Here is a 19,016-nt window from a genome sequence, read left to right as displayed (position 1 = left end):
TGGCGAATCTCATGTTTAATGATTCGCCACTGTTTTTAGGACTTTTTGCTCAGTCCCGTTTTAATTACTTATGTAAAGTGATTACATATAACCTTTTTCTTTAACAATTTCATTGGCTTTCTTAGCATTTGCGCCACTAATCATTACGATAGGACCTGAACATCCCATCCCTGATTCAGCGTAAATACCTTCTTTCCATAATGCTTTAACAGCATCTTCAAGGTCTAATACATCAATTCCGTTAATTTGAGCTGTAACTACTTCTTTAGCTGGTGCTTTAATTTCTTCCTCAGCTACAGTAGCCTTAGGTTGAAGTCCTTCACGAACATCCTTAAGACCTGCTTTTTTAGCAGATTCATATTCTTGCTTAGCTACAGTCGTTAATTTACCTTTAGCCATTTGGAAAGCATATTTTAATGCATTGGCAATAACAGGTGCTCCTGAAGCACGTGATACGATATTAATAATATGGTCGTATCCATCTCCAACACCTGGACCATATCCGAATCCAGTTGTTTCGTAAGTACCACCTGAAGTGTATGATCCGAATAGTTTCATTAAGATATTACCTGTTAAAGAATCACAAACCATTACGTCTGCAGAACCCAATAACAAGTCATTACCACGTAAAACTACGCCACCATCTGAACGAGCAGACTCGCCAAATGTAATATCATAGCCTTTTTCTTGTAATTGTCTTAAAGCACGTTCAACAGTATTAGCTCCGTCAACGTTCACAATTCCAACTGTTGGGTTTTGAATTCCTTTGGCTTTAGCCACTGCGATACCATTAATAGCGTTTAAGACCATTGCTTCTGTACGGACAGTAGCTGTAGTACCAGTAGTTGTAGCAATGAACATTTCACGCCCTAAAGCAGGTGAAATTACACGGCCTACAGTTGATACACCAATCGGGAATGTATGGTGAAGTGTTACTGCCCCATGAATAGTTCCATCATTTAATAATTTTTCAAGCGTTTCTTCAACCGCTGATTCATCATTAGCTTCATAATGTTCGTATTCTTCAGTCCAGTCTAATTTTTCACCAATCAGAACGACTTCAAATAGACCTTCTGATTTTGCCAGAGCAGCTGCTTCACGCATAACATCAAACCCTAGTTCAGAGCCATTGATGGTTAGACCAATCTTAATAGATGGTCCAACTTGACCGCTCTCTAACGTATGAGCTAATTCGTTTATAACATCTTTAATTGCTTGATTCACTTGGTTAGACATGCGTATTGCTCACCTCTATTCTTCTTCTGATGAAAAGTTTTCAGCAAATTGGCGTAATGCCTTAGCAACTTCTGCTTTAACAACTTCTTTCAAGTCGCCGTCAACAGCTGTTTCAACTTCTCCTGAGTTACGTTCAATAATTATTGATACCCCGTCAAATAAGTTAGTCATACGTCCTAAGAATAATGAACCCTTACCAACGATCATTGCCCGATTAATACCTGAATCACTTGTCATATCGTCATAAGCGAATCCTAGGTAAGGAGCTCCTGAAGGAATATGACCTTGAGTTGGTGCCCAACCAGGAATTCCTTTTTCTGCAACAAAGTTAGCTAAATCAGCACGTTCTAATTCTTTACGTAATACTCCTACCGCACCAATCATCTTAAGGTTAGCAGTTGGCACATCTCCAGCACCAGCAGATTTAGTAATATCTGGGTTTTGCATTTCAACTGAGAAAATGTCAACATCTGGAATAGTTAAGCCTGCTTTATCTAAAGGATCTCCTACCAAAGCAGTCATAACCGCTTGAGGTGAAGAACCAGATGAAACAGTATGACGTCCAGTAACATCTGTACGGATCACTGGGCTCTTTCCATCGTTTTGAGAAATTAAGTAGGCCACACCAGCTACTGAATCCTCTAATAATGGCATATCTTTTTCATAATGAGATTTACCATTCATACCTAATTTAGCAGTAGAACCTCCGGCAACAACCGCTACTGCTTTATATGTTCCAGCTCTTACTAATGAAGCTGCACTGATCAAGGCATGTGTTGGTGCCCCACAGAAAGCACGTAAGTCAGATCCTGAAGCATTTTTTAGACCGCAAAGCTCTGCAATAGCTTTAGCCATGTTACCCCCACCACGCTGGTTCATGTCGCCGATTGCTTCTTCTGATGCCTCAATCACATATTCAATGTCTTCAGCATTGATATCTTCAGTATCTCGTAATAAGTGGCGTAAAGATAAAACACCTGAAGCTTTGTTAACTAAGTTTTCTAGCATGATATGAGCATTTAAGTTAGGGTCAATATCGTGGGCACGTGAAACCACGCCGACTAATTCACCTTCATAATATAGTCCCTCAGCTTCATACTCATCGATATGTTTTTGTAACCATTCAGCCGATTCGGTGTTTTTAATCTTGTCCACATCATCTTTAAAGATTTCATTTTCTGCCATAACTTCTTTTACCTTAGCAGCAAATCCTTCTTCAAGATATACTAAGTCAAATACGTCTACGATTGAAAGTAGTCCGTAAAATTCAATCTCTGGCATAATTTCGCCACGTTTTGAGTAACGTCCACCTTCAGCTTTAGTTTTGAAACGTGGTTCTTCAATTTTTTTCAATTCAGAATAATGCATATTATTAATATACGTTTGGTTATTAGGGTCTGTTAGAACCTCTTCGTAACTACGTAAATGTTTATCTATATTCTTAAGATATTCAGAATCTGGAGTGGTGATGCGCTCAGTGGTTTGAGTCGTACCATTATGAATTAACATATTAGGTGTATGTGCTAGAGTATAAGCTGCACCTTTCAATACTGGAAGAGTCATTTGCATTCTCCTTTTTTATGGTTAGTTTATATTGTATATTATTTCACATATCTGTTAAAAAAGCAAGTCTTTAGAACTCTCTGAATAAAAAAGCCAGCATAAGCAAACTGCTTTTACTGGCCCTCCTTTTAGATATAATTTTTAAAAATTATACTGAATATTTAGAAAATTGATCGCGAATTGATTTCATTTCTTCAGCGATTGAATCAACATCTAATACCATTTCCATCATACCGATTTGTTCATCGTAAATGTCTGGATCAGCGTATTCTTTGAACTCTGGTTCAGTTGCATGGTATACAGCTAAACCTAGAGGTGTGTTTGTTAAAGCACCCGCATAAGTTGGGTCTCCGTTGGTAACTGTTTCAGCTGCTAGACCAGCAGATTCTGCTTCAGCCCCACCTAAGATTACAACAAGATTTTCTGCACCGTGTTTTTCAGCAGCTTCTTTAATACGACGTTGGTTTTCCAAATCCATGGCTCCTGCAGCCGTTCAAACGAAGCACTCTGTTGATGACATTAAAATCTCAACTGGTTTACCTTCTAAACTAGCTTCGATTGCTTGTCCTGGAATACCGTCACGGTCTCCAATGATCAATAATTTTTTATTATCCATTGACATAATGTTACCTCCTAAGATATTCGAAATAAAATGTTCGCAACAACAATATATCACTACTATGACTGTAGTATAACCCTAGCTTTCATATTTGTCAAACCAATTTATAAACGATTACGTTTTATTCATTATTCACTAAATCCACCCTCCAAAAACACTTTAACAGCAAGCTTTAAGCATTTATTTAAATTTATAATAAATAATTTTTTAATAAGCATGTGTATCAATTTTAAGCTATAATAATGACAGATTTAGGAGGTTTTTCCATGAAGGTCTTACATGTTTTAGCCCAGCTACCTGCTCAAACAGGTTCTGGCATTTATTTTCAAAATTTAATCACGGGCTTAAAAGATAAAGGCATAGATAATGGCATTATCTACGCCACTCAACCCCCTTTTAAAGAATTATTGCAAACAGATAATTGTTACCCTGTTCATTTCCAATCCAATGAACTCCCCTTCTCAATTGTCGGTATGTCAGATGTGATGCCTTATCAAAATTCTATTTATTCTCAATTAACAGATCAGCAGACTGAACAATGGCAACAAGCTTTTATTAAAAGATTAATGCAAGCAAAAGAAGAATTTCAACCGGATATTATCTTAACCCATCATCTTTGGTACTTAACTTCTTTGGTGCTAGATACTTTTCCTGAAATTCCGGTGATTGGTATCAGTCATGGAACGGATATTCGGCAAGCTAGACGCCACCCTCATTTAAAAACACGCTATTTGGGTAATATGAACCGGCTGGCTTTGATTTTTTCTTTAACTCAAGATGATCGTGACAATTTAATCGAGGAGTTTCAAATTGATGCTGAAAAAATTATAGTTACCGGCAATGGTTTTAATTCTGCCATTTTTAATCTAGAAGGTTCACGAAAGTCTAAGCAGTCTTCAATAAATTTAATCTATGCTGGTAAAATCACTCGTTCTAAGGGTGTCTTTGAATTAGTTCTAGCTTTTGAAAAAGTCAAAAAATCTTTTCCTCAAAGCCAACTGTTACTAATTGGTAACGGCGATCCTAGTGAAATTAAAGAATTAAAAACAATTGTCTCTTCTTATGGAATAGAAGATATTCACTTTCTTTCAGCACTTCCTCAATTAGAATTAGCCAGTTGGATGAAAAAATCTGATATTTTTATTCTGCCATCATATTATGAAGGTTTAGCAACTATTTGTTTAGAAGCCATGGCTTGTGGTTTGCGTACAGTAGTTTCTGAATTAGCCCCTTTAAAGAATTTCTTAGCTGATGAGATTAACCAATCTCAATGGATTGAATATGTTCCGCTTCCACGCATTGTTGACCAAGATAAAGCACATCAAGAAGATATCCCAGAATTTATTGCAAACTTAAGTCAATCTATTATTTTACAAATAAATCGATTACAGTCGCAACAAGCCATCGATCCTCATATATATGATTTAATAATGCAATACTCATGGGAACGTTTAATAGATAAACAATATCATTGCATAAACTTCTTATTTAAAGAAAAAGATAAAGCATAAACTTTAAGACTGCAGGCAAAAACCCTTCAAATGTTTACTGTCTGCATTGGCTGACGTCATGGAAATCACCCGTTTTCTTTTTATTATACATGACAAAAATCCGTCCCTAACACTGTTACCACAGCGGGGACGGATTTTTACTGGGTGTTGGCGTAATTTATGTTGTCGCCTCTTGGTCTTCAATCTTAAACCTTATTCTTTTATTTACAATTGTTTTAAATAACTAATGATTTGCTCCATGTCTGCTAAAGAAAGTGTGCGAACATCAAATTGTACATGATTTTGCTGAACACGTGCTATAACTGGCTTATCTTGACTCCTTAGGTAAGATTCAATTTGACTTGCCGACAACTTTCGGTGGTCGACTTGAACCAAGATGGTTGATAGTGTTGATCCAGGGTATGATCCTCCCCCTACTTGCGATTGTCCTTCTATCAAATCTACTTGCCAAGAACCGGCTAATTCCCCAATGGCTTGTTGGAATTTTTGAGCCTTTTTAAGTAATTGTTCACGATCTTGGCTAATCATTTGTAAGACTGGTATTTTGCTAAAGGCCAGTTCTGGATTTAAATATTGTCGCATGGTCACTTCCAAGGCTGCAAGCGTTAGCTTGTCAGTTCGTAAGGCACGAGTTAATGGGTGGGCACGCATCTTATCTAACAATTCTTTTTTACCAACTATAACCCCTGCTTGCGGCCCACCTAGTAACTTATCGCCAGAGAAAGTTACTACATCGTATCCCGCTTGAATGGCTTCTTGAACCGTTGGTTCATAAGGCAGACCAAATGTTTGCATATCCATAAATAGGCCTGAACCTAAATCGTTTAATGCAAGAAGACTGTGTTCATGAGCCAAGTCTACTAGTTCTTGATCATCCACTTTTTCAGTAAAGCCAACTAAATGATAATTGGATGTATGGACTCTTAATAAAGCTCCGGTCTCTTCATTGATAGCAGCTTTATAATCACTAAGGTGTGTTTTGTTAGTAGATCCTACTTCATGGAGCAGGGCTCCTCCACGGGTTATCACATCAGGTATCCTAAATGAGCCGCCAATTTCAACCAACTCACCACGAGATATAACCACTTCTTTAGCTTCTGTTAGGGCTGAAAGCATTAAAAGTACTGCTGCAGCATTATTATTAACTACTAACGCATCCTCTGCACCTGTTATTTGTTTCAATACATCTTTTAAGTGAGTGTATCTAGAGCCACGTCTGCCCTCTTCTAAATCATACTCTAAGTTAGAGTAATTGGGCCCTAAATCAACAAGAGCATCAATAACTGTTTGAGATAAAGGCGCCCGTCCTAAATTGGTATGTAAAACTGTTCCGGTGGCATTAATTACTGGTTTAAGAGAGGGATTCAGTCTTTTAGCTAAAGCTTCTTCAATGTGTTTTATCACACTTTCAAACTCTAATGAACTAGCCTCAGTAATCTCCCCACTTAAGACACCTTGCCTGATAAAGTCAATTTGTTTTTGAATACTTTCTTTAACATAAGCTGGATCTAATTTTTCGGTCCATTTTCTAATACGTTCATCTTGTAGAACTCTATCAACTTTTGGTAGTGATGATAATAAATGTTTCATCAAATGAAAGCCTCCTCAATCTTTTGCAGATATTTAGGGTTCATTACACGTACATCCTCATTTCTTATGGTTATCCCACGCTTATCGAAATCCTCTAACAGTAAGAGAGTGTATTTACGACTGGTTCCTAAAAGGTTTCTAAAATCTGCCAAGGCAATTGTATCATGTTCTTTAAGGAAATCTCTCAACCTTTTGAGCGCCTCATTATAGTAAGAAACGTGAATCTCAGTTTGCTTATCCAAACGGTAAAATTCATTTTGTTTACGCATCAACCTATAAACTTCTCGCATGTTTTTATCTTTACCAACCACTTCTTCAAAAAGTGGCGGTGCGAAAGGGGTTTCAGCTAATTTTGCTTCAATAGCTTTTCTTGCTTTCGCTTGAGCTGGCGTAATAGCAATCGAGTGGTCAACTAAGCGAATTAAATCGCCCTCAATTACAAAGTGGCCCTGACCAACTATGGTTTGAATGATTGCATTCAGCTCCTTAGGTGCAATTTTATTAAAGCGTGAACGGAATTCTTCTAAGGACATACCAGCAATCATATTATTCACCTGGTGAAATTCTGATAATGTTTCTTCCATTTCTTTTTGAATGGCATCAAATGAAACTCGGGCCATATAGAACTGTCCAAATTTCATTAAGTCGCCGGCTTCGACCATCTCTTTCACATATCCTTCAATCGTACGCATTTCTTCATTCAGATAGTCAGCCATTTCTTTAATGGATGTAAAGCCGGCAGAACGATGGGATAAGAAATCCAATAACACATCTGACATAGTGCCTGATTCTAGCACTTCTAATGACTCAATGACATCTTGATTGTAACGTTTATGTTTCTTAGGGGTAGGATCGAGAACCTCGCCCCCTCCGATTGTAATTACAGGTGAATAATTTCTTAAAATAAAACGATCGCCTTTCTTTACAGCAATTTGTTCTTCTAAACGTATTTGCATAAAAGCTGTCTGTCCCGGTTGAACTTTTTCAACGCCTAAGGGTACAAGTCTACCAATAACTTCACGCGTTCCAATATGCACATGTACTCTATCCCAAAGTTCCATCGGTTGGCTGGCATCTTTAAGACATTGCACCTTGGTGTCCAACATATATGAAGACTCTAAAGGCGCTGCACTTAGGACATCGCCACGACCAATTTGATCAAGGTCGACCTTGGTTAAGTTGATAGCGGTCCGATTGCCAGCATGCGCCTCTTCTTGATCTTGTTCGTGAATTTGAATTGTACGGATCCGAGTTGGTATGCCAGATGGATAAATCGTTAAATCGTCACCTACTCGAATAGAACCATCAATTAGAGTGCCTGTTACGACAGTCCCAAATCCTTTAACAGAAAAAGCGCGATCAACATTTAAGCGTGCCGGTAAGGATTCATTATCCCGTTGAATCTTCTCAACCTTTTCAGCCAGTAAGGCCTTTACTTTTTCAATACCAATGCCTGAAATAGCGTCCGTTTCAACGATAGGTGCGTCTTCCAATGGCGTTCCTTCAAATTGTTCACGAATATCTTCGTAAACTAGTAGTTTAAGCTCTTCATCTGCATCCGCTACCTTTGTTAAGACAATGATGAAATCTTTAATACCTAACAAGTTAAGGACAGAAACATGTTCTTTAGTTTGCGGCATTATGCCTTCGTTCACATCAATCACTAGCATTACTAGATCAATACCGGCCGCACCTGCTAACATGTTTTTGATGAACTTTTCGTGTCCGGGAACATCTACTATACCAACTCGTTCCCCATTATTTAAATCAATATAAGCAAAGCCTAAATTGATAGAAAGGCCACGCTGCTTCTCTTCCTTAGAAGTATCTGTTTCGATACCTGTTAAGGCTTTGATGAGCGTGGTCTTTCCATGATCAATATGGCCTGCCGTTCCTAAAACGACATTTTTCATTAAGTAATTCCTTTCTTATCAACTAACTAGGGTCTTACAACTCGGTCATAAGATCTTAATTGTTCAAGAATATAGCGCATATTGGTTTCTTCACCGACCGCAAGCTTGTCTTTTAATTCGTAGAACGAAACACAAGTCCCACAAGCTTTAACTGCAACCCCTTTGTCAAGGAGCGTTTGTAAATCTTCGACGGTGTCAGCACCTTCTGCTGCTAAGGTTACTCCACCATTGTATAATAAAATTTCTTTTGGTAGTTCTTCTTCTTGAGCTAATACACTAATAAACGATTTAATTAGTGTACGACCTAGATCATTATTACCTTCTCCTAGTTTGTCACTTGCAATAACTACAATGTAATCAGTCAAATTATTTCCTCCTAAACTTCACTTATTTTACCACAATTGCCTTGTCTTTTTTTTCAACCATATAACCAATATGAGCGGCTTGAATGGATTTTTCTTTATAAGCCACTAAAATTGCTTCTAGCTGATCTTCAGGAACTGTTATTAATAAGCCTCCTGAGGTCTGTGGATCAAATAGCACTTCCTCCATGGTTGAATCCTCAATTTGAAAATCAATATTCTTAGCATAATGAGCGCGGTTACGTTTGGCACCACCAGTGGTTAAATGTTCTTTAGCTGCTTGGTAGGCACCTTCAATAATTGGTATTTTATCGGCAAATATTTCTGCCGTCAACTGCTCATCACACATCTCCATCAAATGACCTAAAATGCCAAAGCCAGTTATATCTGTACATGCGGTAGCTTGATAATCCAACATGACTTCAGCTGCATACTTATTCAAAGTTGTCATTAATTCAATTGCTTCATCAAAAGCCTTTTCATCAATTAATCCTTTGTTATGTGCAGTGGTTACAATGCCTACTCCCAATTTTTTAGTCGCAATGATAGCATCGCCAGCTTTTGCACCATTGTTGGTAATTATTTTATCAGGATGCACAACTCCTGCTACTGCTAAACCATATAGCGGTGTGGATTGACGAATCGTATGTCCTCCCGCTAGAACTCCTCCAGCTTCTAAGACTTTTTCAGCTCCCCCACGTAGAATTTCAGCTAAATTTTCGAGCGGTTGACTGTCATCAGGATAAGCTACTATGTTGAGTGCCGTAATCACTTTTCCTCCCATTGAATAAACATCCGATAAAGCATTGGTTGCTGATATTTGACCAAAAACATATGGATCTTTGACCATTGAAGGGAAGAAATCAGTTGTTTGAATAACTGCAACATCCGGTGAAACTTGGTAAACTGCTGCATCATCACTAGAATCATAACCTACTAGTAAATTACCATCAAATTGCTTGGGTAATCCTTCTAAAATTTCAGACAAACTGCCTGGTCCAATTTTAGCGTTTCATCCACCACATATTTCTAATTCATTCATTTTTTCTTTATCTATCATTTATATCTCCCCACTTCCTTTTATGATAGTCCTATTATAGCCTTTTTAATTATTGTTTTCAGTAATCAAAAACTTGGATTTATTAGTTTTCATAATAAAAGCAGCACAAGTCTGACTTGTGCTGCTAAGTTAAAATTTTGATTAGAACTCAACTTTTTCAGATTTAACACGACCTTTTTCATTAACATAGTATAAGTCTACACGGTCAGTGAAAGGTGTTGCGTCTGCTCCTACACCATCTTTACGAAGTGAAACTTGTAAAGCTTTATGATCAAAGCCTTCAGTTTCTTTGAGAACTGATTTCATAACCTTCATGATAGAGATTGGTGTTTCAGGTTCTTTTAATGTAACGATTGCTTTACCTTTTTTCAATGCTGCTGCAACTAAATCTTCAACTTGATCAGCTGGCGCTCCAAAGATTAAATAGTAGTCGCCTTCTTTTTCTAAGTCTTCAGCTTTACGAACTTGAACAGAATCATGCGTTTTCTTAGCTAATTGCATGATGTTAGCCATCAAAGGGCGAGATCCAGTTGAGCGGTGTCCAGCAATAATTACTGAAGATTTTTCTGCAAAAGCCTCTTCAATTGCGTTTGCTACTTTCTCGTTAAATAATCCATCTTCAACAAATTTACCTAAAATTGCGTTCATAATTAAACCTCCATATAGTTAGTTATGTGTATAGGTTCACAATATCACAAATTTTACATTTTGCAAAGGGGTTGGCCTCATCTTTTCACTTATAAACAAAAGATGTGAATTTTTATTTATTTAGATTTATAATAAAAAAGACTTTATTTAAAAGGAGCTAGTCCGATATCAAATAAGCACCTACTAAAAATGCTTGCTAATCGTATCAAAAAGTCAGCCGCTGACTTTTATCATGAGATTGTTATAGAAAAATAAAAACACAGCTAGATAATAATAAATTAAGACGGACTATTGGATAATCTGTTGAAAATATAGCTTTTGCACCGGAGGAATCAAATATAAGGTTAGGTTTCGCCAATCCTCATGAGAAAGCTAAACCTCAATTAGGTGAAACAGTCGTCGATTTAGCTTGTAGTAAAGTTTTTGATGCTTTTTATTGCGGCTAAAACGGCTGGTAAAGAATGAACATCTGCACTTAATGGTATTAAAGTCCCACTACTTGACCCGATGGCTGTCTCACCAGTATTAGCCAGTGCGCCAATTACTGCACCTTCACCACCGATACACGTTAGAATAAATGGTCATCCTAAAGGTCATCTTATTGCATAAATTAATGGTTCACCCATTCCAAAAATACCTACTGGTAAGCCACCCTTTATCATTGAGATCAATTACTTGTTCTGACGATCTTTAACTCTTAAAAAGCTTCTGTTATGTATGAAAATGAGAAGCTGACTGAGTACAATCTTCTACTTAATTTAGACTTTGGTCTTCCTAAGGATCGTGAAGCGTCTTTAATCAGTTTGTTCTTTCGCTTTAAAAGACAATCATCTCTTCCAAGTTAAAGTTTTATTTCTTGACGGCACAAAGCTGTATGCGCCGGTGCTGATAAGTATTCCTTGCGCTTATGCTCAACCTAAGATTGTTGTTGAGAGAGTATTCGATCGCAAGAAGGGTGTAATTCTAGTATGCGAACAGCTTGGAGGAGAAAAAAGACAATAAATAACCTGGGTCTCTTCTTAATGGCTATAAAACTCACCCAATCAGTTCATTATTTACGAACTTCCCACCCCTTTAATGCTTGCTGGTCACTATTTTTATTCTTTAAACCACAAAAACAGTGGCGAATCTCATATTTGATGATTCGCCACTGTTTTTAAGGCTTTTGGTCCAGCCTCTTAATTGTTTAATAAATTATAATAACAATTTTTAATGATAAGAACCTTGGTGCCATAAGGACACTTGCCCTTGCCGTAAAGATTGTTGAACATCAATAATCCTTTGATTACTACTTCCTCTAAATTGCAAACTGAGGTCTTTTTTGTCATTATCAAAGCGACCGTCGACAAGCACATCCACTAATGACAAGAGTTCTAGTTTATCAGAGGAATCTTTTAATAGCTCTTCCCAATAATAACCCGACCAAGACCAAATGTCTTTACGGTCTCCATAAATAGATCGCACTTTTTTGACTAAGGGAATTAGAATTGGTGTAGAAAGAAAGGGTTCGCCACCCAATAAGGTTAAACCTTGAACATAATCATGGGCTAAATCTTCAATAATCTGATTTTCAAGTTCTTTAGTATAAGGCACACCATAATTGAAGTTTTGGACCCGACGATTAAAACAACCCTTACAATTAAAGAGGCAGCCGCTGACATAAAGACTATTACGTACTCCTTCCCCATCCACAAAATTAAAAGGTTTATAGTCTGCTATCTTTCCTAAACAATAATCTTGGGCTAGCCATTCTTTTGGTTTAGGATTTTTGAAATTTTCAATCACTGGTCACACATTCTTTCGGTTAAATGTTTTTGACGGGATTGAATCTCCTTATGACGTCCTTTGACCATCGGTCTTATATTCGGATTACCGAGGTAACCACAGGTTCTCTTCACTACATCACAAGTTTCAGGATTACGATTGTCACATTGCGGACAAGCAAAACCTTTTTCTGTAGGATTAAATTCTCCTTGGAAGCCACATTCATAGCAATGATCGATAGGGGTGTTGGTCCCTAAATACCCAATTTTGTCATAGGCATAATCCCAAACTGCTTCTAAGGCCTTAGGATTTTGACGTAAATTGGGATATTCACAATAATGAATAAAACCTCCTGAAGTATATGGAGCATAGTCCTTTTCGAAATCAATTTTTTCAAAAGGATTTGGACTTTTACGCACATCATAATGAAAAGAATTAGTGTAATAATCCTTGTCTGTCAAATCCTTAATAGCACCAAATTTAGCTCGATCTAAACGGCAGAAGCGATCCGTCAAGGACTCACTCGGAGTCGAATAAACAGAGAAATGATAATCGTATTGCTGAGCTAATTGATCGGCCTTCTTTTTAAGTTCTTGGATTACTTTCAATGAAAAAGTTTTAGCCGCGTCATTCTGCTCCCAATTAGAACCAAAGAAATAAGCCGTAATCTCATACAGACCAATATAACCTAAAGATATGGTGGCGCGCTTATTTTTAAATAATTGGTCAACATTCTCATCAGCTTTCAGATAATGACCAAAAGCTCCTTCACGGTATAGAATTGGAGCATTCTCCGTCTTAGCTTGTTTGACTCGCTCTGCTCGATACACAAGAGCTCGACCGACAACTTCCAGGCGATCATGCAACAATTCCCAAAAATTATCGAAGGAATGATCCGACTCCATAGCGATACGGGGAAGATTTAAGGTGACTACCCCTAAATTCATTCGTCCACTATTTACTTCTTTTCCTTTTTCATCTTGCCAACCTTGAAGAAATGATCGGCATCCCATTGGCACTTTAAAGCTTCCAGTTAGTTCCTTGATCTTATCATACATTAGAACATCTGGATACATCCGATTACAAGCGCACTTGAGGGCTAATTGTTTAATGTCATAATTGGGATCTTTCATTAAAAGATTAGTTCCCTTGCGTAAGCTGAAAACTAATTTAGGAAAAATAGCTGTACGGTGTTCTTTACCTAAACCATTCAAACGAATTTTCAATATAGCTTTTTGAATTTCGCGTGCATACCAAGATGTTCCTAAACCAAATCCAAGTGTAGTAAATGGTGTTTGACCATTTGATGAATAAAGTGTATTGATTTCATACTCCAAACTCTGCATGGCATCATATATATCTTTTTGCGTTTTATTCTTAGCAAAATTCTCAGCCTGTTGAGGATCATCCGTCAATTCTTTAGCTAAGCTAAGATTCTTCTTAAAATTTAAATCCGCATAAGGAGCCAGCACCTCATCAATTCGATCAATCGAGCATCCCCCGTATTGACAAGAAGAAACATTGGCAATAATTTGAGCAATTTGTGCTGTAGCTGTATTGATAGATCGCGGACTTTCCACTTCTGCATTCCCTATATGAAAACCGTGCTTCAGCATAGTCTCAATATCAATCAAGCAGCAATTAGTCATTGGACTATAGGGCGAATAATCTAGATCATGAAAATGTATGTTCCCCTTCAAATGTCCATTAGCTACTTGCTCGGGCAGCATATTCAAGCCAATGGCTTTGGCCGTAACCCCACAGGTAAGGTCTCTCAAGGTGTTAAAAACACGACTATCCTTATTGGCATTTTCATTGACTAAAGTCGGATCGCGTTTAATCAGTTGATCCATACGGTCCTGTAACCGCATCTGCGATTGATAGTCTGCTAATTTAGTTTCAGCAAAAGCGACATATTTATTTGCGGCTGTTTCCAATCCTCGCTTGTTTAATTGCTCAATAACCGATTGCTTGATGTCAGAACTGTTCATCAAGTGAACAACTTGTCTTTCTATTTCATTACATATACCTTCAATTAAAACATGGTCTTTGGTATCTAACGCTTTTTTTAGTGAGGCTTTTAGTTTCCCCCTAATAAACTTTTCAATACTGCCGTCTCTTTTATTTATTTTAATTCTAACTTTACTCGATTGTTCTTGTTTTAATGTTGCAGTTTGAACCATTGTCTTATCGTCACTCCTTTATAAATACTGGTAATCTTCGTCCTCCATTGCTTCTACTCGGCCCATTAAATAACCGGAACCTACTTGAGAGAAAAAATCATGATTAGTTGTTTCTGTCGACAGACCGTTATAGACTATTGGATTAATATCTTGCGCACTCGCTCCATCAAATACTGCTTCAAAGCCTAGATTTTGTAATGCCTTATTGGCATTATATTTAACAAAGCAATCTACTTCTTCTACCCAACCAATCTCTGTATATACCTCCTGAGTATATTGGGTTTCATTCATATAGAGATCAAACACTAAATTATAGGCCCATTCTTTAAGTTGAGCTTGTTCTTGATCACTTAATTCTTGATAACCTAATTGAAATTTGTAGCCTAGATAGGTTCCATGAACCGACTCATCACGAATAATTAGCTTGATAATTTCAGCCACATTGGCTAGTTTATTATTTCCTAAATAGTACAAAGGGGTATAAAAACCACTATAAAAGAGAAAGGATTCTAGAAAAACACTGGCTATTTTTTTCTTGAGGCCGTTAATTATTTGTTCTTTACTCTCTTTTCCAGAAGGTAAAAGATAAACATCTTCAATTACTTTAGCCTTGTACTGCAAGGAGGGATGATTATTCCCCCACTCGAAGATTTCATCAATGGTAGCTGAATCGTTTAAAGAAATAAAAATAGTCGAATAAGATTTGGCATGGACTGATTCCATAAATAAAATATTATTCAGCACTGCCTCTTCGTGAGGGGAGCGAATATCATTTCGCATGACATTTGCGCCTTCTTCTGATTGCAAAGTATCTAAAAGAGTCAATCCCACAAAAGCTTTATTGACCACATCTTTTTCAACCTCAGTCAGTGAACGCCAATCTTTCAAATCGTTTGAAACTGGAATACGCGTATCTAGCCAGAACTGAGAAGTTAATTTTTCCCAAGTCATTTTATCTACTATGTCTTCAATACGATTCCAATCAATAGCTTGATAATGTAAATAATTGGTCATAATTTCCTCCTAAATCATACATGACTCACATTGATTAGCTCCAACAATCTCACCATCCAGACTATGTGTTCGGACATAGTAAAGTGACTTAATCCCTTTAGAGAAGGCATAGTGACGTAAAATATTCAAATCACGTGTAGTCATTTGATTAAGCCCTGCTTTTTTCCACTCATAAAGACCTGCTGGAATCTCTGATAGCATAAATAAAGTCAAAGACATTCCCTGGTCAATATGCTTTTGAGCGGCGGCATAAACATCTATAATTTTTCTTTGATCCATCTCGTAAGCTGTTTGATAATAGGGCAGCGTTTCATTTGAAAGTCCTGGAGCTGGATAATAAATGGCCCCATTTTTCTGTTCTTGCCTTAATTCCATTCGATGAGTAATCGGGTGTAAGGAAGCAGAAGTTTCATTAAGGTAAGAGATTGACCCATTCGGTGCAACAGCTAAACGATTACGATGATAAAGACCATCTACTTTAACCTTAGCTGCTAGATCTTGCCAATCTTTAGGAGTGGGTAATTTTACAGCTTTGAAAAGTTCAGCCGCTGCCATTTCTTCAAATTTAAAAGCTTCCTCAATATAAGGAGCAAAATAAGACCCGTCTGCATATTTTGATTGCTCAAACTTGTGGAATGTCTGCCCTTTTTCTTTTGCTAATTTATTAGATGCAAGCAAGCTATAGTAGTTGAGAGCCATAAAATACGCTTCAATAATTTCGATAGATGCTTTAGACCCATAAGTGATTTTATTTTTTGCTAAGAGAGTGTGAAAGCCCATCGCTCCTAAGCCAATAGTATGATAAAGATCATTACCATTTTGAACCGTTGGCACTTCGGCAATTTTAGTTTTATCAGAAACGGTGGTTAAAGCTCGCACAGCCACTTCTACTGACTTACCAAAATCAGGACTGGTCAACATTTTTTCCATGTTAGTGGAAGCTAAGTTACAGGAAATATCGCTACCTAATCTTTGATAAGATAAATCATCGTTTAAGAGTGAAGGTTCTTGAACTTGAAAAATCTCTGAACAGAGGTTGGACATAATGATTTTTCCATGGACTGGATTCGCTCGATTAACTGTATCGATATTAATGATGTAGGGATAGCCGGATTCTTGCTGTAATTTAGAAATTTCTGTTTCTAACTCACGCGCTTGAATTTTCTTTTTACGGATTCTTGGATTATCTACTAAAGCTTGATAATTCTCACTTATATCAAAGTATGAAAAAGGGAGACCGTACTCTTTTTCGATGTCATAAGGGCTAAAAAGATACATTGGTTGATTGTTTTTTACCAACTCATAAAATTTATCAGGCACTACAATTCCTAGAGAGAGAGTTTTGACACGGATTTTTTCATCGGCATTTTCTTTTTTACACGATAAGAAAGCTAAGATATCTGGATGGAAAACATTTAGGTAAACTACACCTGCCCCATTCCTCTGCCCTAACTGATTGGAATAAGAAAACGAGTCTTCTAACAATTTCATGACAGGAACGACACCTGAAGAAGCATTTTCAATCGCTTTAATAGGGTCGCCCGCTGCTCGAATATTAGACAAATTAACGCCAACTCCGCCTCCTTTTCTTGAAAGTTGCAAAGCTGAGTTAATGGCTCGACCAATCGACAGCATGGAATCATCAACATCTAACAAGAAGCATGACACCATTTCACCTCGACGCTTTTTACCTGCATTTAAGAAAGTAGGTGTAGCGGGTTGATAGCGTTGCGAAATTAATTCTTCAGCAATAGCCATAGCCAATTGTCGGTCTCCATCTGCTAAATACAAGGCATTCATAGCCACTCGATCTATGAACCCTTCCAGATATTGACGACCATCATTTGATTTTAAAGCATATTGATTGAAAAATTTGTAAGCAGCCATAAAAGATTTAAAGTTAAAATTCTTAGCTTGTAAGAAGTCATATAGTTTCTTGATAAAAGCATAAGGATCTTTATCATTTACATCAGCTTCTAAATATTTATTGATGAGGTCTTCTTCTAAGTAATCATTCTCCAATAAATAATTTAAGCGATCCTCTAAAGACGCAAACTTTGGACTATTGGCTTCAATTTCTTCTTGGTAATAAGCTTCCAATGCCTTTTGATCTTTATAAAGAGGAATAGCTCCATCTTCCGGTATATTCAATTGATTATTCCATTGGAAATAGCTTTTTTTCTTTAATGATTGTCTCTCAGTCATTCAGCATTACCTCCTTAATATATGAAACATCTGACTCGTTTCCTTGGAATTCAAACTTATGAATTAAAGGAATTTGATAGTCACGACTAATGTCTTTAGCAGTAAAACAAAATAATTGGGCGAAATTCAAATTACCACCACCTACTACTCCGCGACAATTTTGTCGATTAACTTCATTTTCAAAAAAATCATCCACTAAGTCTCTTACCACTTCTTGATAAGTGGGAACAATCAATAAATAGGGCTGATTGACTATCATGTCACATGTAAGATCGTCCAATTCTAATTGGTAATCAGCTGATAGTTTTTCAACAAAACGACGGGTTTGACCTGTTAAGCTAATAAAGACAATCGCTAACATTGACTGAGTAGCCTCTCAATTACATCCGGTTGGAAACCAACAACAGGAGCTGATTGCCCGATGAGAACAACTGGCAAACTCTGACAATTGAGTTCTCTTACTTCTTCTAAGTAACTTTCGTCTTCGACATTTTTTTCTAAATAGTTAAGACCTTTGCTATCTAAATATCTTTTTAAGAAAACGCACTGTCCGCAACCCGTTTTACTATATAATGTGATTTTTTCCATAAAATGCTCCTCCTCGACAAAAAACGGCTTTCCCTTCCCAGGAAAGCCGATGGTAAAATCAAAAGAAAGCAAAGCATAGGTGTACCTATACTCACTACTAAAGAATATTTCCAAAGATCACTAAACCCTGAGAAGTGATAAGTGTAATAAATAACCTGGCGATCTGACTTATGAGCGAGCTCAAATACAGTAGCATAGGGACTGTGTAGGATTCTAACCTGCTTCCCCAGAATTATTTACATTTTGTCTATATATTGTGTCTTAAAGTTAGATTAACACAAGATGTTGGGTTAGACAAGAGCAATTATCGAAATAATACAAATCAATTAAAAGCAAAAATAATAGCCTAGTTAATCACAGTTAAACTGTGATTAACTAGGCTAGTTTAGTTTCCTGGCGGGAACGTGTGAGAATCGAACTCACCCAAGACGCTCTTAACGCCTCATACTGGTTTTGAAGACCAGAGGGCACACCAGAACCCATCCGCTCCCAATTAAAATCTTTAAAGAAGACTCTTATAATATTAACAATATTTAAAGGAAAACGCAAGTGCTTTTATGAGTCTATTAAGAAACATTCTTTAAGCAAAAGGGGGGCTGTATCATAAGTCCATTTTTGCTATAACCTTTAAAATAAGACCCGAGATAAAATGTCCACGCATTTTGTCTCGGGTCTTTATTTTTTCTTGTTCTTGGATATATAACACCAGTTTATTGATATTGTATGCCAGTAATGCAATGCCTAATTCAATTTTCACCTT

The 19,016-nt window shown here is 37.1% G+C and carries 15 protein-coding genes, 1 tRNA gene and 1 riboswitch; of the genes, 1 reads left to right on the top strand and 15 read right to left on the bottom strand.

The genetic code is table 11. The annotated features are described in order from the left end of the window. Nucleotides 1–81 precede the first annotated feature (81 nt). The 3 genes from grdD to grdA form a co-directional block, all read right to left on the bottom strand. Nucleotides 82–1,236 carry a glycine/sarcosine/betaine reductase complex component C subunit alpha gene (grdD, locus tag ACQV2O_RS00080; protein ID WP_428874629.1) on the bottom strand — a complete coding sequence of 385 codons (1,155 nt, stop codon included), beginning with the start codon at nucleotides 1,234–1,236 and terminating at the stop codon, nucleotides 82–84. 15 nt (nucleotides 1,237–1,251) lie between these two features. Beyond that, entirely contained in the window at nucleotides 1,252–2,799 is a 1,548-nt protein-coding gene (gene grdC, locus ACQV2O_RS00075; RefSeq protein WP_428872812.1) for a glycine/sarcosine/betaine reductase complex component C subunit beta, read from the bottom strand. Nucleotides 2,800–2,947: 148 nt separating this feature from the next. Further along, nucleotides 2,948–3,421, bottom strand: coding sequence for a glycine/sarcosine/betaine reductase complex selenoprotein A (gene grdA, locus ACQV2O_RS00070; protein WP_258435592.1), 474 nt, complete (start codon nucleotides 3,419–3,421; stop codon nucleotides 2,948–2,950). A gap of 263 nt (nucleotides 3,422–3,684) precedes the next feature. Between grdA and ACQV2O_RS00065 the strand changes: the two genes are divergently transcribed. Then, nucleotides 3,685–4,929 (top strand): glycosyltransferase family 4 protein, encoded by a 1,245-nt coding sequence (locus tag ACQV2O_RS00065; RefSeq protein ID WP_428872811.1) that lies wholly within the window; start codon nucleotides 3,685–3,687, stop codon nucleotides 4,927–4,929. A gap of 204 nt (nucleotides 4,930–5,133) precedes the next feature. Here the strand turns inward: ACQV2O_RS00065 and selA are convergent, their stop codons facing one another. The 12 genes from selA to ACQV2O_RS00005 all read right to left on the bottom strand — a co-directional run bounded on the left by selA (nucleotide 5,134) and on the right by ACQV2O_RS00005 (nucleotide 18,747). After that, nucleotides 5,134–6,519 (bottom strand): L-seryl-tRNA(Sec) selenium transferase, encoded by a 1,386-nt coding sequence (gene selA / locus ACQV2O_RS00060; protein ID WP_428872810.1) that lies wholly within the window; start codon nucleotides 6,517–6,519, stop codon nucleotides 5,134–5,136. After that, nucleotides 6,519–8,432, bottom strand: coding sequence for a selenocysteine-specific translation elongation factor (gene selB, locus ACQV2O_RS00055; protein ID WP_428872809.1), 1,914 nt, complete (start codon nucleotides 8,430–8,432; stop codon nucleotides 6,519–6,521). Before selB ends, selA begins: the two co-directional genes overlap by 1 nt. 26 nt (nucleotides 8,433–8,458) lie before the next feature. After that, nucleotides 8,459–8,797, bottom strand: coding sequence for a sulfurtransferase-like selenium metabolism protein YedF (gene yedF, locus ACQV2O_RS00050; protein WP_428872808.1), 339 nt, complete (start codon nucleotides 8,795–8,797; stop codon nucleotides 8,459–8,461). A gap of 22 nt (nucleotides 8,798–8,819) precedes the next feature. Further along, complete coding sequence (gene selD / locus ACQV2O_RS00045; RefSeq protein ID WP_428873009.1) at nucleotides 8,820–9,797, bottom strand: selenide, water dikinase SelD; 978 nt, start codon at nucleotides 9,795–9,797, stop codon at nucleotides 8,820–8,822. 198 nt (nucleotides 9,798–9,995) lie between these two features. Then, complete coding sequence (locus ACQV2O_RS00040) at nucleotides 9,996–10,502, bottom strand: hypothetical protein (RefSeq protein WP_428872807.1); 507 nt, start codon at nucleotides 10,500–10,502, stop codon at nucleotides 9,996–9,998. Nucleotides 10,503–11,711: 1,209 nt separating this feature from the next. Then, entirely contained in the window at nucleotides 11,712–12,284 is a 573-nt protein-coding gene (gene nrdG, locus ACQV2O_RS00035; RefSeq protein WP_428873008.1) for an anaerobic ribonucleoside-triphosphate reductase activating protein, read from the bottom strand. After that, on the bottom strand, nucleotides 12,284–14,449 hold the full coding sequence (nrdD, locus tag ACQV2O_RS00030; RefSeq protein WP_428874627.1) for an anaerobic ribonucleoside-triphosphate reductase: 2,166 nt from the start codon (nucleotides 14,447–14,449) through the stop codon (nucleotides 12,284–12,286). Before nrdD ends, nrdG begins: the two co-directional genes overlap by 1 nt. An 18-nt stretch (nucleotides 14,450–14,467) precedes the next feature. Further along, nucleotides 14,468–15,463 (bottom strand): class 1b ribonucleoside-diphosphate reductase subunit beta, encoded by a 996-nt coding sequence (gene nrdF, locus ACQV2O_RS00025; protein ID WP_428872803.1) that lies wholly within the window; start codon nucleotides 15,461–15,463, stop codon nucleotides 14,468–14,470. 9 nt (nucleotides 15,464–15,472) lie between these two features. Then, nucleotides 15,473–17,668 (bottom strand): class 1b ribonucleoside-diphosphate reductase subunit alpha, encoded by a 2,196-nt coding sequence (nrdE, locus tag ACQV2O_RS00020; RefSeq protein WP_428872802.1) that lies wholly within the window; start codon nucleotides 17,666–17,668, stop codon nucleotides 15,473–15,475. Next, nucleotides 17,661–18,029: a class Ib ribonucleoside-diphosphate reductase assembly flavoprotein NrdI gene (gene nrdI, locus ACQV2O_RS00015; RefSeq protein WP_428872801.1), complete on the bottom strand. Its 369-nt coding sequence runs from the start codon at nucleotides 18,027–18,029 to the stop codon at nucleotides 17,661–17,663. The genes nrdE and nrdI overlap by 8 nt, the downstream gene beginning before the upstream one ends. Next, nucleotides 18,023–18,256 (bottom strand): glutaredoxin family protein, encoded by a 234-nt coding sequence (locus tag ACQV2O_RS00010; RefSeq protein ID WP_428872800.1) that lies wholly within the window; start codon nucleotides 18,254–18,256, stop codon nucleotides 18,023–18,025. The genes nrdI and ACQV2O_RS00010 overlap by 7 nt, the downstream gene beginning before the upstream one ends. Nucleotides 18,257–18,404: 148 nt before the next feature. After that, nucleotides 18,405–18,500: riboswitch (adenosylcobalamin-variant (AdoCbl-variant) riboswitch) on the bottom strand. A gap of 150 nt (nucleotides 18,501–18,650) precedes the next feature. Then, nucleotides 18,651–18,747: transfer RNA gene (locus tag ACQV2O_RS00005), tRNA-Sec, on the bottom strand. Nucleotides 18,748–19,016: the final 269 nt, after the last annotated feature.

Source organism: Facklamia sp. P13055 (assembly GCF_050409445.1).
GTDB lineage: Bacteria > Bacillota > Bacilli > Lactobacillales > Aerococcaceae > Facklamia.
This window is presented reverse-complemented; position numbering and strand designations above follow the sequence as displayed.

Excerpts from the sequence above, each read along its gene's own strand:
- grdD (WP_428874629.1), bottom strand. The coding sequence starts at position 1,236 with ATGTCTAACCAAGTGAATCAAGCAATTAAAGATGTTATAAACGAATTA.
- grdC (WP_428872812.1), bottom strand. The coding sequence starts at position 2,799 with ATGACTCTTCCAGTATTGAAAGGTGCAGCTTATACTCTAGCACATACA.
- ACQV2O_RS00065 (WP_428872811.1), top strand. The coding sequence starts at position 3,685 with ATGAAGGTCTTACATGTTTTAGCCCAGCTACCTGCTCAAACAGGTTCT.
- selA (WP_428872810.1), bottom strand. The coding sequence starts at position 6,519 with ATGAAACATTTATTATCATCACTACCAAAAGTTGATAGAGTTCTACAA.
- selB (WP_428872809.1), bottom strand. The coding sequence starts at position 8,432 with ATGAAAAATGTCGTTTTAGGAACGGCAGGCCATATTGATCATGGAAAG.
- ACQV2O_RS00040 (WP_428872807.1), bottom strand. The coding sequence starts at position 10,502 with ATGAACGCAATTTTAGGTAAATTTGTTGAAGATGGATTATTTAACGAG.
- nrdD (WP_428874627.1), bottom strand. The coding sequence starts at position 14,449 with ATGGTTCAAACTGCAACATTAAAACAAGAACAATCGAGTAAAGTTAGA.
- nrdF (WP_428872803.1), bottom strand. The coding sequence starts at position 15,463 with ATGACCAATTATTTACATTATCAAGCTATTGATTGGAATCGTATTGAA.
- nrdE (WP_428872802.1), bottom strand. The coding sequence starts at position 17,668 with ATGACTGAGAGACAATCATTAAAGAAAAAAAGCTATTTCCAATGGAAT.
- nrdI (WP_428872801.1), bottom strand. The coding sequence starts at position 18,029 with ATGTTAGCGATTGTCTTTATTAGCTTAACAGGTCAAACCCGTCGTTTT.
- ACQV2O_RS00010 (WP_428872800.1), bottom strand. The coding sequence starts at position 18,256 with ATGGAAAAAATCACATTATATAGTAAAACGGGTTGCGGACAGTGCGTT.